Source organism: Vibrio sp. D420a (assembly GCF_030248625.1).
GTDB classification, from domain to species: domain Bacteria; phylum Pseudomonadota; class Gammaproteobacteria; order Enterobacterales; family Vibrionaceae; genus Vibrio; species Vibrio fortis_A.
In genome coordinates, this window is the sequence record NZ_JAHGAN010000028.1 from 144,035 (window position 1) to 157,949 (window position 13,915).

At 42.4% G+C, this 13,915-nt stretch carries 12 protein-coding genes; 10 read left to right on the forward strand and 2 right to left on the reverse strand.

Annotated elements, in window-relative coordinates; all coding sequences use genetic code 11:
• Positions 1-34 precede the first annotated feature (34 nt).
• Entirely contained in the window at positions 35-928 is an 894-nt protein-coding gene (locus tag KI743_RS18305; RefSeq protein WP_285467627.1) for a mechanosensitive ion channel family protein, read from the reverse strand.
• Between the two features lies 1 nt (position 929).
• Positions 930-3,326, reverse strand: coding sequence for an ATP-binding protein (locus KI743_RS18310; protein WP_285467628.1), 2,397 nt, complete (start codon positions 3,324-3,326; stop codon positions 930-932).
• Positions 3,327-3,710: 384 nt separating this feature from the next.
• Between KI743_RS18310 and KI743_RS18315 the strand changes: the two genes are divergently transcribed.
• The 10 genes from KI743_RS18315 to KI743_RS18360 all read left to right on the forward strand — a co-directional run bounded on the left by KI743_RS18315 (position 3,711) and on the right by KI743_RS18360 (position 13,704).
• Positions 3,711-5,195 (forward strand): recombinase family protein, encoded by a 1,485-nt coding sequence (locus KI743_RS18315; RefSeq protein ID WP_285467633.1) that lies wholly within the window; start codon positions 3,711-3,713, stop codon positions 5,193-5,195.
• A 716-nt stretch (positions 5,196-5,911) separates the two neighbouring features.
• Positions 5,912-6,715: a hypothetical protein gene (locus KI743_RS18320; protein ID WP_285467634.1), complete on the forward strand. Its 804-nt coding sequence runs from the start codon at positions 5,912-5,914 to the stop codon at positions 6,713-6,715.
• A complete protein-coding gene (locus KI743_RS18325) occupies positions 6,715-6,975 on the forward strand; it encodes a hypothetical protein (RefSeq protein ID WP_285467636.1) in 261 nt (86 codons plus the stop codon). The genes KI743_RS18320 and KI743_RS18325 overlap by 1 nt, the downstream gene beginning before the upstream one ends.
• A 139-nt stretch (positions 6,976-7,114) precedes the next feature.
• Entirely contained in the window at positions 7,115-7,687 is a 573-nt protein-coding gene (locus tag KI743_RS18330) for a hypothetical protein (RefSeq protein WP_285467637.1), read from the forward strand.
• Between the two features lie 113 nt (positions 7,688-7,800).
• Positions 7,801-8,124: a hypothetical protein gene (locus tag KI743_RS18335; protein WP_285467638.1), complete on the forward strand. Its 324-nt coding sequence runs from the start codon at positions 7,801-7,803 to the stop codon at positions 8,122-8,124.
• Entirely contained in the window at positions 8,114-8,302 is a 189-nt protein-coding gene (locus KI743_RS18340) for a hypothetical protein (RefSeq protein ID WP_285467639.1), read from the forward strand. Before KI743_RS18335 ends, KI743_RS18340 begins: the two co-directional genes overlap by 11 nt.
• Positions 8,303-8,908: 606 nt before the next feature.
• Entirely contained in the window at positions 8,909-10,087 is a 1,179-nt protein-coding gene (locus KI743_RS18345) for a phage major capsid protein (protein ID WP_285467640.1), read from the forward strand.
• Between the two features lie 12 nt (positions 10,088-10,099).
• A complete protein-coding gene (locus tag KI743_RS18350) occupies positions 10,100-10,972 on the forward strand; it encodes a phage major capsid protein (protein ID WP_285467643.1) in 873 nt (290 codons plus the stop codon).
• A 272-nt stretch (positions 10,973-11,244) separates the two neighbouring features.
• Positions 11,245-11,817, forward strand: coding sequence for a hypothetical protein (locus KI743_RS18355; protein ID WP_285467644.1), 573 nt, complete (start codon positions 11,245-11,247; stop codon positions 11,815-11,817).
• Between the two features lie 3 nt (positions 11,818-11,820).
• Complete coding sequence (locus tag KI743_RS18360) at positions 11,821-13,704, forward strand: hypothetical protein (protein WP_285467645.1); 1,884 nt, start codon at positions 11,821-11,823, stop codon at positions 13,702-13,704.
• Positions 13,705-13,915 lie beyond the last annotated feature (211 nt).

A 13,915-nucleotide genomic window follows, 5' to 3' on the forward strand; every position in this document is an offset into this window, starting at 1 on the left:
AGCGAGGGCTTTTTGTTTTAAACCAACGAGTTTGCTAACTTGAAGCCAAAGCTATCTTCGGCGGCTTGATGCCGTGCTTTTTGAACTCTTTCATCACTCTTAAGGTAATGTCGGTTTCAAACAACTTCTCATAAGCCGTATCAACAACATAAGCCTTACAGGTCAATTGAATGGCTAAGTAGTTGTCAGTGATGGTTTGTTTAACGAGCACTGTGACTGGCTTTGGCAGGTGAATGTAACGACTTGACGATGCCGCCTCTTGAATTAAATCGCGGGCTAGGGTGATGTCTTCATCCATTCCTACATAGAAAGGAATCACGACCTGCATATCGAGAGCGCCATAATTCCCGCTGGTCGTTACTTCATTTAGAAACTTATTGTTAGGTATGGTAATGATATCGTCGTTGAGTGTTCTCATACGCACAGAACGTAAGCCGATGGTAATGATGTCGCCGTAATTCCCCTCAAACGTAACACGGTCGCCAACTTGAAACGGCCTGTCTATCATCACGGTTAAACCCGCTATAAACGACGCCGCAAGGTCTTTCAATGCGAAACCTACGGATACAGCGAGCGTACCGCCAATCAGCGCCAAGATATGATCGTTAATTCGAAAGCTCATCATAAAGACGACCAGACCAGCTGTCATATAGATGAAGAACTGTAGGAAAGACTGAACCTTTTGTAGCACCATTCGGTACTGAACAAACTGCCCACCAATGCTCTCGACCAACGAGTTCATAAACTTGATCAGTAACCATGTTGCCGCGACAACTAGAATTGAGAAGAAGACGCCACTCCAACGAATCAGGCTAGCAAACTGTTGGATGCTCTCAACGTTAACCGCTTCTTCTGCGGCAATTGCCAGTTGAGATGGCAGCAACAGTGTCAGTAAGGGGATGCCGAGTACTTTAGATATTCTAATCATATTACTTCACCAATAAATGCTGTCTGTCTAACACATTGGTAATGTGTCTGAACCAGTGATCTGAGATTTTGGCTTTGTCTTCTGTCCATTCGATATAGCCCCGGCTTTGGAAGTAGCGCAGCGTCCCAGTCACTTCGGAGATAGTAAGCTGTGTACATTCAGAGAGCTCTTCTGGTGTCGCAATCTCCAATTGAACAATAGAGCGCAATACCGCCAACATGGGTTTTGGCATCTTCTCAAGCTCTTCTGATTCTGGAGCATGGAACAGCCTCACCAACACTTGTTCGGTCTCTTTATTTCGATTTAACGAGAAACGAAAGAACCTTAATGCAACGGTCGGATTCCCATCAGAATAGTGCCATAGGATTCGATAGAAACCTTGCTTTGCCCGTTCCTCTTCACTGATATCTTGTTGGTCCCACTGTTTCGGTACCACTAACCCGTCAAAGCTGACCGTGTATTCGTCTGATTGGTTGATGCGCGTGTCGAGCAGTGACGCTATTTGCATTTCATTCCACTTAGGCAGAAAGGCGACCCAGTCAAATAGAAGCCTTTCTCCTCGCGCTCGATCGACAAATCGCCAACTTGCTTTTTCAATTGAGATGATTGCACGGTGATTTTTCTTGGAACGTCGAATTAGATTAGTTAAACGGATAAGTGCTGATAAACCACCAACCATAGGTTTCACTAATCTCTGTCCATTATCGACAGCAATTAAGTAAGTGGTTTGACTGCCTCGAAGCTGACTCAGGATCTGTATTTCCGTGGCGTCTTCATCAAGCCCAATACTCACAGCAAAATGAGCCAGTAGCTCTTGATAGCCAGAATGAGGGCAATTGAGGTAAACAGGCTCTGCATTTTTCACTTTATGCAGCATCTGTTTTAAAAAGGTCGTAGTGCCCACGCCACGCTCTCCAGAGACGACACATAAAGCAGGAGAGTCCGTCAGCAGATATTTAGAGAGTTGTTTAATTTCGGCATCAGCATAATCGATTAATTCGCTGTCGTGATTCCCTGGCAACACATAATCAAAGGCAGCATCGCCTTTAACGCGAACTAAAGCGTGGCCATCTGCAGTGTTGTTTTTTTGCTTAGCGACCTCAATTCGAAACAAATAGGCGAGGGCTTGGCTGAAAAAGGTAAAGTGCGACAGCTTTGAAATTAATCGATGCTTAGCAATATGTACTATGACCCATGCTGATGCCATCGCGGTTGCAATGATACTGATGACCCAAATCCGCTTTTTGCTGATTGCCCAATTTACCCACCAAGGACGGTCAGCAATGTTCTCCACCATTTCAAAAACAGTGTCGCGCCACAGCCTCAATACTGAAATGGTGATAAGAACAAACCAGAAGAAGAGCACGCTGTATATCCAGTTGTAAATGGTGCCTTTGCCAAGTGTCATGGTTGAAATTTGCAAGATCACACCAGCAATTATCCCGCTCCATACATAACGACGAATAGTCGACAGTCGTAGTTCAACAATCTGTTGACTAGAAGAGCGGCTATTTCGGTAAGCGAACTCCAAAATGAAACTGATCGCGATAGAGCCACCGAGAATCCACCAGGTAAATATCTCAAGGAAGACGACATGCTGAAGACTTGGAATGGTCGATAGGACTTGTAAGGATAGGGTTATCGCTATCAACCAAGCGATGGCTTTATGAGCGCGGCTAAAATACCAAATTATGCGAACCCATAACGGCGGAGTATTGGTTTTTTCTAAAACTGTGTTTTTATACAGTTCTATTATTCTTGCGCTATTGGCAAGCCACCACATGAGTACGCTATAAATGAAAAATATTTTGATACCAGCCCAAACGACAGGCACGGGTGAAACAAAGATATCTTCTATCAAGGCGCGAAAACTGCGTAGCTGAAAGTAAAACAGGTATTCGGCATTAAGCAGCGTTAACTGCCACTCTTGTTTTAACTGCCTAACTCCTTGCGGTCCAAATCCAATGAGCTTGTCACGAGTGGCGCTATCAGCAAGCTCTAGTAACTTTTGCTTGCTGCTATTGATGCTGCTTAGGGTTATATAGTCAGACTGAACCTTGAACCAAATGTCGTCGCTCGCTTTCGATTTAACATCGGGTTCTTCATCGGATTTAAGGTTATCGATAAACTGGGAAAGATGCAGTGCGAACTGATCGCTCTGTTTTTGTTGTTCGATAAGTACGACTCTTAATAACTGAGACGCTTTGCGTTGGTCCTGGGCCGACATAAATAGCGGCTCAGGTAGGGTTTGAACCTCATTATTGATGCTCACAGCGGTTTCACTAACGCTGGGGGTGACTTCCTGTTCGTATTGCCATTGTGCAGCACTACTAAATGAAACCATTGCTACCCAGAGTAACCAAATATGCCGAACGCATATCAGTGATAATTGGCGCATAAACTTCACTTTAACTTCCTGATTAGATTGAATTAGTGTAGTTCGTTTACCGCCATTGATCCTCTTTAATTGTCGTTACTGTCGTTAACTATGCCTTTTCGGTGAAATAAACGTCACCAAAGCTGGGGGTTTCGAAAATCCCTTCTACTTTTTAATAAGCCATTAGCCTAAGCGAAAGGTTAGATATGATTTTCTCTATTTCACCTGGCTAATATGCGTAATAAGACAAACAACGCTTGCAGTTAACCGCCTGAACGAGTAACGTTGCGGCGTTTTTCACATTAAAAAGGTAAAGGCATTGATTTCCACAGCAAATATCACGGTATTGTTTGCTAAATGACTATGAGCTACACTAGCAGTATGTAGTTCGGTTAGGGGGTTACAATGACAAAAAAGTGTTATTCATACATTCGATTCAGTACCAAGGTGCAAGCCAAAGGTACATCGAAGGAACGCCAGTGGAACGTCGCCCGTGAATATGCAGACCGCCAAGGTTATGAGCTGATAGAGTCTAACTATTCGGATCTTGGTGTATCAGGTTGGAAAGCGGTTCATCGAACTGGTTTGCAAAATATGTTGGATGCCATCGAGACCGGAGCGATCCCGTCCGGCTCAGTCATAGTCATAGAAGCCGTAGACCGCTTGTCACGCAAACAATACCAAGAAACCAATGACTTGGTTCAATCGATTGTATCGAGCGGTGTAGAGCTTTACGTGGACGCTGACAACATGCTTTACAACTCAAGCACTGTTAACGACATCGATAAAATCATGATGTTAGCAATTCGCTGTAAAATCGCGTTTGAAGAGTCAGAGCAGAAAAGCATTCGAGTACAGAAAGCCAAGGACGCTAAGAAGCAGCAAGCCAGAGAAGGCAAGAAAACCAAGAAGCTTTGTCCAAAATGGCTGACGTTCAACGAGCAAACAAATGAGTTTGAGTTTAACGACTACGCAGAAGCGATCCGTTTTCTGGTTAACTTAAAGCTTAATGGTGGTACAGAAAACACTATCACCAAAGATATGAATGACAGCCCCTATAAGCCACCTAGAGCGACGGAATGGAACCCTACAAGCATTCGACGGATCTTAAGCTCTCACGCGCTGTATGGCGCTTGGATGACGTCTAAGAAGCTAAATGGTAAATGGGTCGACGACGAGTTAATATTAAATCACTATCCAGCACTGGTAACATTTGAAGAGTTCCAGATCCTGACACCAAAGAAGCGAGTAGTTAATTCTGGTAAAGGTTCAGTGAATAATCATTTCAGCAGACTCGCGAGATGTTCCAAATGTGATAGCGTGATGACAAAGAAGACGACCGTTAACAAATACGGGACTTACGTCATTTACAGGTGTAACAACGCAGCCAAGCGACTAGGGTGCGATGCTCCTGCTATAAGTGCGAAGCAGCTTGAAAAGTTGGTTTTTGCTTATAGTAGACAGTTAAAAGTCAAAGATCCGAAACCTACCAGTGAACAAGATGCTATTAAGCAGCAAATACAACAGAAGCAAATCGCACTCAAGCAGGTGCAGCGAGCTATCTCAAACGGTGGTGATGTAACCGCGTTGATATCAGCGTCAATTGATCTAGAGTCCGGCATCAAGGCATTAGATAAACAGCTCATACCACAAGACGACACCGCTGCTAATCTTAAAAGTCTATTCAACTCAATACATGAGCCAACTAAGTGGAACAACCTAGCACATCGGTTTATCAAAACGATCTATGTAGACGTTAACGGCGAATCTAGAAAACGCAAGTACCTGAAAATTTGCATTGTTGAGCACAGCGGAAAGGTAACTAAGAGTACTGTTTTCGGAAAAGGCCGACATTATGAATGGGCTGATGTAGACCAGTGGATAAAGTAGGTTAGGTGCTAATAGAGTCACGACGCTTAATGCTTCATGGGTTTTGTTTATAACCAGTCATTTTCATGATACTTTCTTAGTATATCTTCCTTACTGTCAAACAGTCCCAAATGATACAGCGCGGAGCGCGTCCGCTGTAACCTTTCAAAGTTTTCTAATATCTCTAATACACTACTAGTATCAATTCAAACTTAAGCGCAAGCGGCAGCAACACGCCGAAGGCGTCCCGCGAAGCGGCCATTAAAACCCAGTAGAATGTATTCAAACCTTTATCAAATCCCTAATACAACCCAACTGGAACCATAGCCGAAGGCGACAGCGGGACGTGCAAGGACGGAGCGAAAGCGACGTACGGCACAGGATCAGACGCTATCGCTCACTTTTTGCAAAAAAGTGCGTATCGTTTTCTTCTTTCTTCATTCTTCATTCTTCATTCTTAGTTCTTCATTCTTAGTTCTTCATTCTTAGTTCTTCATTGCGAAATACTCGAATAACACAACGGAATAACCGAGCAATAAACATTGCTTTAATACCAAGAATCTACCACTGGCGATCATAAATATTACCAGTAGTTGCAAAGACTACACCCATTCAAATGGGATGAACTACTTGTTGTGGAAGTCAAACGGTGGTACTCGCGTCAACGGGTGCCACCACTCCAACGACAAGACAAGTTTGACGGCTTGAAAATCCCACACAACAAGAAAGAACATAATATGCGGATTAAAAAATACTCAAAGTCCTATAAGGACAAAACCATAGATTTTCAGTTACCAGACACAGCGCAGCTAACCCAGTATGACTTTAACTCAATCAGTCATTCGATATTCAAGAACGAAGCCGACCACAAACACGGTAAGTATGCTGTATCAATAGACATTGCTCATGATGATTACATAGTGATCCGTGGTAACAAAGAGATTACTGGAGGTCTTGATCTATCTCTTAGGTCATACGCTAATGCTAAACCGAAACTAGGCGGGGCAACGCAGTTCAAGAACGCGAAACGTGACCAACTGGATTGGGCTACGAATACCGTTAGATACTTCAGGGATCAAGTGTACAAACACTATGACCCGGTTAGACGCAAACAGCCAAGCTATTACACTTCAGCGATTAAACACAGAGCATCAAAATGTTTACTGGATAAATCACTTGTGTTGTTCATTGAGACACACGACGGTCTAGAGATACACGTATGTATAAATGAAATCTGTTACGGATTCACCGTTAGATTAGAAATGACGAAAACCGGACAACGTAACGCGCATTACACATATAGACCGCTAGCTGATTGTGATGACGACTTTGACGACTGGGACGGGTTAGACCTTGAAGACCTAGACTCAGTAAAAGACCAGCTGGACGCGCTAGAACCAGCTGAGACAGCTGAACTTAATACACCGAATACGATTGATTATGTTGATGATAACGAGCCACAGAAGCCCGTACAGGACGATGTAAGCGACGATGATGACATAATGAGTCAAATAGAAAATATGACATGGGATTTTGAATAATGAAAAACATCATTAAAGAACTTAAGAAATACGAAAAGAAAGACATCTTGAAAAGCCGCATTATTGATATGCAGGATAAACAGATTAAAAAGAACAGTGAACTGATTGATAGACAGCAAGGTTGTATAAGACAGGCAGACGGTATTATTCAGAAATATCGTAAAATGGAAGCACTAGCAAAAGAACTAGGCTTTATTAACATTGAGCAAATGATTCACTACGTTGAAGAACTTGAAAGCGGAATAGAGTTTGATGATTAATAAGAAGCTCAAACAACAAACCAACAATAAAAAGATTAACCGTCCATTTTCTGAATGGATGGAAGCACTAGAACGTCATATTAAGAAAATCCAAACCAGTTAGCTAAATACGTTCACTATTAAACAAAGGTGAACGTTAATGGAATACTTTTCAAATAAAAGAGCATTAGAATTGATGCATGAATGGGATCAGAAAAGCCCAATGCCTAGAGAACTTGCAGAACTAGCTATGATATTGTGTAGGCGACTTGCAACGAGGTCTAACTTTTGCGGTTACACTTATACAGACATAATGATTAGTGAAGCGTTATTGAATATTGTTAAGTATTCCGATAGGTTTGATAAATCTAAAAAAAATATACATGCTTATTGGTCTATGATTGCATGGAATGCATTCGTTACCGTAATAAAGAAACAAAATAAACACGCTGATATTAAGAAAAAGTGTGGTGACATGTATCATGATGCACTGGAAGAAAACGCATTAGATATACATTTTAATAACAGTAACCCAGAGCATATATTAATAGCAGAACAGAAAGTATTAGATGATGATTACATATGCTCACGTATAGAACGTTACGCAGAGAGCTATACAACTAAATCAGGTTCGATATATAAGCAGAAGGTTGAACGTATAGACAACTATTATGACGATGCTATAGAAGCCCAGCACATGCGGGATAATGGCGCACTGAATGCTATCTATTGATAGGGGGGCTATCATACTTTTCTGGTCGGCCTTTCTAAGAACCCCTCGAAGATAGATTTTAGTGAAAATCGAAAATTGAGATTGAGAGTTTTTTTTCTCACAAAGGTTAATGAATGAGTAAGAACACGCGCAAACGAAATAAAATATACAACGCACTGATCGAGGATTCGATTGACCCGGATGCAATGGACTATCAACTTGCTAGTCAAATCGCAGACCTTACGATCATAGTGGAAGAAACCAAACAGGCCATTGAAGACGAAGGTTTCATTATCAAACAGCAGTCAACGAAAGGTACGGTTATCACCCGTGCTAATCCACTTGTTGAGACGTACAGAAGTATTCAAGCTAACTTGAGTTCACAGTTAACTAGGTTCTCAAATAGACAAGACCGCAAACAAGCGCAGCTGATAAAGGATCTGAATGATGACGAGTAAAAAAGAAAGATTACTAGCCAAACACGCTAGTAAAAAGAAAGTTGTCATTGAATATGACCAATACGCGGTAGGTTTAGCACAGTTATTTCTTGATGACCCGGAAATGATTAAACATATCGGCACACTGAACAAGTATGACCCGGATTGCTTTTTAGATCACGTAAAATCAAGTATATAAATAAAGGTAGACTAGGAGAAAAGGGTTTACCCTTTTCATAATTTTAATAAGAGGATTTTTTTTAATGAATACATTAAAATATAATACAAGATTGCATTCTGTACTAACCTCACAAGCAATGTTAGTTGCTCCGATGTCAATGACATCATTTGCACCTAGCATTTCGAAATATTAAAAGATTTTCTTAGTTGAGTATTACCATCAACGGTGATACGTCGATGATATTTTTATCATAACCATTAACAACGTTGATCGCTTAGGTCAACCTACCATGTTGAATGTACATAGTTGTAAGTCAAGAGAATAAGATTTAAGCAAATAGAACTTGTTGTGATTTATGCTACTTCTATTCATGTTCACCAAAACATACCTTTTACGTAGGTTTAGTGTTAAGTCATATATCCCCGTTTTGCTTATAGCAATCTGATGACTAACCAAAAATAAGGCCGATTCTCTTATGAGGATTGGCCTTTTTTTATACCTTAATAAATCAATATACCAATACATAAATAATACCAGAAGGGAACTAGCGGGGGATCCGCTTTATTACCGCGTATGGGAAATACGAAACGAAAAATAACAATAACCCATTAAAGGTATTATTAAATGAAAGAACAAATGAACGTTGATGCTTTGCAGAAGGCAATCGACAAAGCTATTGGTTTAGAGAATCGTGTAAACGACTTAGAAAACCAAGTTGCTAACGCAGACGCAGAACCGAAGCAATACACAGCTAAGACAGAAAATAAACAAACGGTTAAAGATTTTAAAATCAAAGAATGGATTGATTCTGGTGTAAAAGAATATAAGACATTCACCAAAGGTTTACCACTTGATGGTAATACCGCGTTATACGAAGCAGAGCTTAATACAAACGTATTAGAACAAGCAATCTCTAATACTGCATTTCTACAGGCACTAGGCGCACGCGGTTCTAAGAACTTAGATTACCGTCGTACTGTGTTAACACAGCGTCCTAATGTACAGCTGACGAAAGAGAACACGGATTTTACAGCGGTAGTAGAAAGTGATGCGTCGAACTATGCAAGCATCCCGGCACTTTATACCAAGATGTACGCGTATCCGTGGGTAACTATGGAGTCATTAGAGCAATCTGATGTTGGTGTACAGGCTAACATTACGAAGCTACTTGCTGAACAATTTGCATTGACTATGCAAGATCAGTTTTTACATGGTGACGGCTCAAATGTTGGTGGAATTCAACAGTTACGCGGTATGGCTAACGCAGCGATTGATCGCGCTAACGGCTATGTTGAAGCATTCAAGCCAGCAGCTACGCGAAACCGTGAAACATTCGGTGCCGTACAAGCTAACGCGGCTGATATTGGTACGACTCCAGCAGAGATCGAGGCATTTTTATATCAACTAATGCTGACCGTCCCGCAACGCTCACAGGCTAACGCATCATTCGTTATGCACCCGAATACTCTTAGTTTCTTAATGCAGAATCTCAAAGATACGCAGGGACGTTCACTAGTCGATATTGAGCTAGAGAAAGATTACGGTGTATGGGTACGTCGCATCACACTTTATGGCGCACAGGTCATCTTGTCTGAAGAAATGGACGAGATCGGGGCTGGAAACTGTGTGATCTTGTATGGTGATTTAAAAGCAGGTTACGAGCGAATCACACCAGAACAGGGTGCAACACACTTTACGGTCGATATCTGGACGTTACCTGATGTAACTAAGTTTTATCAGGACATGTATATCGGTTCAACAGTTGCTGATCATGAAGCCGTTGCAGCTCTAGTGTGCGTCTAAGGTTGGTGACGTATGAACTTACAGAACTACCTTAAAAAATCATTGATGTATGATCCGGTGTATAGCGCACCGGAACTAAGCGACCAGATTACAGAGCAAGCGTTTAATACAAGCTCATTGCTTGCTGAAATGGGTCAAGAAATCGCTGACAATCCAAGCTACAGAAATGTGTTTGTTCGTCATCCTAGCATTAGCCGAGTGATTGAGGGTGATGACATTCCATCAAGCACTGTACAGACCTATCACACTACAGAAAGCGACTTCACTAAAATCGCGTCTAAGATCGAGTTTACGAACGAGGTTCTAACTCAATCAAAGTTTGATATTGAAGAAAACACTTCAATGCTTGTCGGTAACGTTGCAGCAAACGAGATTGCGACGCTAGTGGTCGAGAATCTACAGACTAGACAAACACAAACACCGATCACCGACCCAAATCAAATGGGGTACGGTGAAGACATCTTAAAAGTCAAAACAGGCACTGCGCCGGGTGTAGGTTGGGGTGATGTTGGTCAAACATATGAGCTACTAGCTGAAGCCGTTAAAAACATTGCTGACGTGTATGACGGTAACTCAAAGCTATTCTTGAACAAGAACAACTTTACGACTTTTGTTGCTTCAGTCACTGACCAGTTTGAACAAGTATGGCTGATCCAAGGTGGTCAGTTGTTCGGACGCTATGACGTGGTTATCTGTGATCAGCTTGATGACAACACGATGTATTTTGGCGACATGCAAGCGGCTTTTGACGTTGTATCCTTACAGGGCAATCAAACGGTTGACCCGGTAACGGTGCCTAACTTGCTGAAGATTACTCAGAGTAACAAATACGCTACCGTCGCAAAGGACGCGAGCGCACTTGTGGCACTGGTTCAGGAAGTATAAATACAGTTAGTATTGAAATAATGTGGGATTAGTCTACCACGGAAGTCATTTCATTACTTTCAAGATAACGTTGAAACCAAAGTCTAAATTTTTTTAGATACGTCCAGATTTACAATATCTATGGATAAAGCACCTATGTTAGTAGTTGCTTGCTGGTTACGATTCAGAATGCAATCAAAAGGTTATTGAACCGTTGGAACGTCTTCGGACTAGTACAGAATCAAATATGATAAGAAGGCCGCTAACAGCGGCCTTTTTTGTAAGGATCTAACATGCCAATAAAAATAGAAAAAGTGAAGATTCAAGGTGTGGATCACTTAAATGAATCACTCAAGGGATTAGCTGACGAGCGCGGTAGGCTATGGAAAAAGAACGCATTTCAGAAAGCAGGACGCGAAGCATTTAAACCAGTATTAGCAAACGCTAGACGACTAGCCCCGGTCAATGGTGGACTCACAGCGAAAGCGTTAACAACATCAAGCAGATACCGAAACAAACCACCCAAGAAACTCGGCTTCGCAGCTGAGTACCACATAGGGACAACACTGGGTGCGAAGTTCAACCGAGAAGCACCAAGGAACTCAAGAGGTAAACCAATCCGATACCCATTCATGCAAGAAGTCGGGATTCCTCCGCAGGTTTACACAAGACGCTCAATCCTTGGTAACGCACACAAGGTTAACCGTGAAGCAAACCGAAGACCGTTGCTATTCCAACACAGATCACTAGCAGCAAACAAAACGAAAGTTGTAGACATATTTGTCTACAAAGCGGGTCAGTACGTCGATTTATACGCACAGACTCAATACGCGAAGTTACCGCAAGCACTAAAAAAGAAAAGGTGACAAATGGCAGCACAACAACTATCAAGCGTGAACGTTGATCTCAACGTTTCAAGCGCACAATATATTGAGCAGCTGAAAGCAGCTCAACGAGAAACAAAGCGTCGTCTAGGCGACATCCAGAAAGATTACAATCGATTCACAACAGCGGTTAACCCGGCAGTTGCATCGGCTACAGCATTCGCAGCGGTGGTAACTTCAGCAGCAAACGAAAGTTATCAAGCAGCGATCGAGATGGAACGTCTCTCAGAATCAGCGGGGTTGTCACAACGTGCATTCAAAGAAATGTCAGTGGCTACAGCTCGCGTTGGTGTAGACATGGATCAACTGGGTTCAATTCTTGGTGATACTGAAGAAAAGATCGGTGACTTCATTGCAACGGGTGGAGGTGGTTTCCAAGACTTTGCAGATGTAATGGGATTAACTGAAGCACAAGCACAAGCGACAGCTGAAGAACTTCAAAATCTGTCAGGTCGTGATGTACTGATCGAAATGGTTCGACAGATGGAGAACGCGGGTGCTTCAGCTGAAGAAATGAACTTTGCTCTAGAGGGTATGGGATCAGATGCCCGGTACTTACTTCCATTGCTGAGAGACAACGCGGCAGAGTTGAACCGTTTGGAAAACCGTTTTGGTAGCCTAGCAACAACGCTAGACGAAAAGACCGTTTTCCAATTGGGTGAACTAAACACCGTGAGCACTCTAGTAGCTGAAAACATGCGTAACGCACTAGCGACCGCACTTGCTTCAGTCAGTGAACGGTTAATCAAAGCGGGGGAGAATGCTGCATTTTTCTGGGCATCAATGCAAGCAGGTACGCAACAACAAGTATTGTCTGACATGGCTCGACTGAATGACCAGATCAAGACAACAGAAAGCGAGTTGCAAGAGCTTAGAGATGGTGGCGCATGGTATGACACCGTACTGACCCCGGATAGTGTCATTGATGGTCAGATTAAGACCCGTGAGAAACTACTGAACCAATACAAAACCGAGTACAAGCAACTTCAGGAAAACTACAAGTTACTAACCGGGTTAGTATTACCAACGGCTCCAACGCAATCAACCGGGTCAGGTGGAAGCGAAACACCCGCAGAGGTAGCCACAGTAGGCACAGGACAAGCAGACCATGACGCACAGTACCAAACCTATGTTGATTATCAAAACGCGATTACACAGGCTTACACGGACGCTGAGAACTATCGACAGCAAACAGATATCATCTACGCTGAGAGCTACGAGGAACGTTTAAGGCTACAAGCTGATTACGAGATAAAACATCTTGATCAGAGTCTGATTAATACCGAAGCGTACCAAGCGCAGAAGAAAGCTATTGAAGACCGTTACAGACTGGAAAAAGAGCGACTGGATAAACTGTCAGCTGAGAAAGAGTTGCAGAACGCAGCGGGTAACGTTGACGCAATCGGCGAAGCATTCGGGTTGCAATTCAACTTTAAGAAAAACCTAGAACTGAGCAAAGCCCTGATTAACGCACCTGCGGCCATTTCCGAAGCGGTAGCGAGTGCACCATTCCCGTATAACATTCCTGCTATTTCGTTCGCTACATTAGAGACAGCTGCGACCATTGCGGAGATCAGAGCTGTAAACATGCCACAGTTCGAACAGGGTTCAGAGTACATCCCAAGAGACATGCCCGCTATGGTTCACGAAGGTGAGCGTGTAGTACAAAAAGACATAAACAGAGATTTACAGAACTTCTTAGACTCAGAGAAAGGTGGTGGTTCATCAGGTGGTATTAACATCCAAGCACCGTTGACAATACAAGGTGGTTCGATAGATGACGAAGTGCTATCAGTGATCGCTAAGTATCCTAAACAGATTGCACTAGCTGTGCAAAGGGGTCAGGGCTACCGACCAACTAGGAAGTGATACAAGTGAATAACCGGTTAGTTAACATTGGTCTTTTCTGGACACTATCAAAAATAGTTATCCCAGTAGTGGATATTTACACGAATTGCCCCCCTTAAAGATCTTAAAGCTCTAAAAGGTAAACTGTTAAAGATCGTAAACTGTAACTATTTGAACTGTTTGGTTGTTAACTAATCAATAATACGGATATTTCAGTTGTAATCATTTCTTA

Coding starts and splice junctions, on each gene's coding strand:
- KI743_RS18305 (WP_285467627.1), bottom strand. CDS start 928: ATGATTAGAATATCTAAAGTACTCGGCATCCCCTTACTGACACTGTTG.
- KI743_RS18310 (WP_285467628.1), bottom strand. CDS start 3,326: ATGCGCCAATTATCACTGATATGCGTTCGGCATATTTGGTTACTCTGG.
- KI743_RS18315 (WP_285467633.1), top strand. CDS start 3,711: ATGACAAAAAAGTGTTATTCATACATTCGATTCAGTACCAAGGTGCAA.
- KI743_RS18320 (WP_285467634.1), top strand. CDS start 5,912: ATGCGGATTAAAAAATACTCAAAGTCCTATAAGGACAAAACCATAGAT.
- KI743_RS18325 (WP_285467636.1), top strand. CDS start 6,715: ATGAAAAACATCATTAAAGAACTTAAGAAATACGAAAAGAAAGACATC.
- KI743_RS18330 (WP_285467637.1), top strand. CDS start 7,115: ATGGAATACTTTTCAAATAAAAGAGCATTAGAATTGATGCATGAATGG.
- KI743_RS18335 (WP_285467638.1), top strand. CDS start 7,801: ATGAGTAAGAACACGCGCAAACGAAATAAAATATACAACGCACTGATC.
- KI743_RS18340 (WP_285467639.1), top strand. CDS start 8,114: ATGACGAGTAAAAAAGAAAGATTACTAGCCAAACACGCTAGTAAAAAG.
- KI743_RS18345 (WP_285467640.1), top strand. CDS start 8,909: ATGAAAGAACAAATGAACGTTGATGCTTTGCAGAAGGCAATCGACAAA.
- KI743_RS18350 (WP_285467643.1), top strand. CDS start 10,100: ATGAACTTACAGAACTACCTTAAAAAATCATTGATGTATGATCCGGTG.
- KI743_RS18355 (WP_285467644.1), top strand. CDS start 11,245: ATGCCAATAAAAATAGAAAAAGTGAAGATTCAAGGTGTGGATCACTTA.
- KI743_RS18360 (WP_285467645.1), top strand. CDS start 11,821: ATGGCAGCACAACAACTATCAAGCGTGAACGTTGATCTCAACGTTTCA.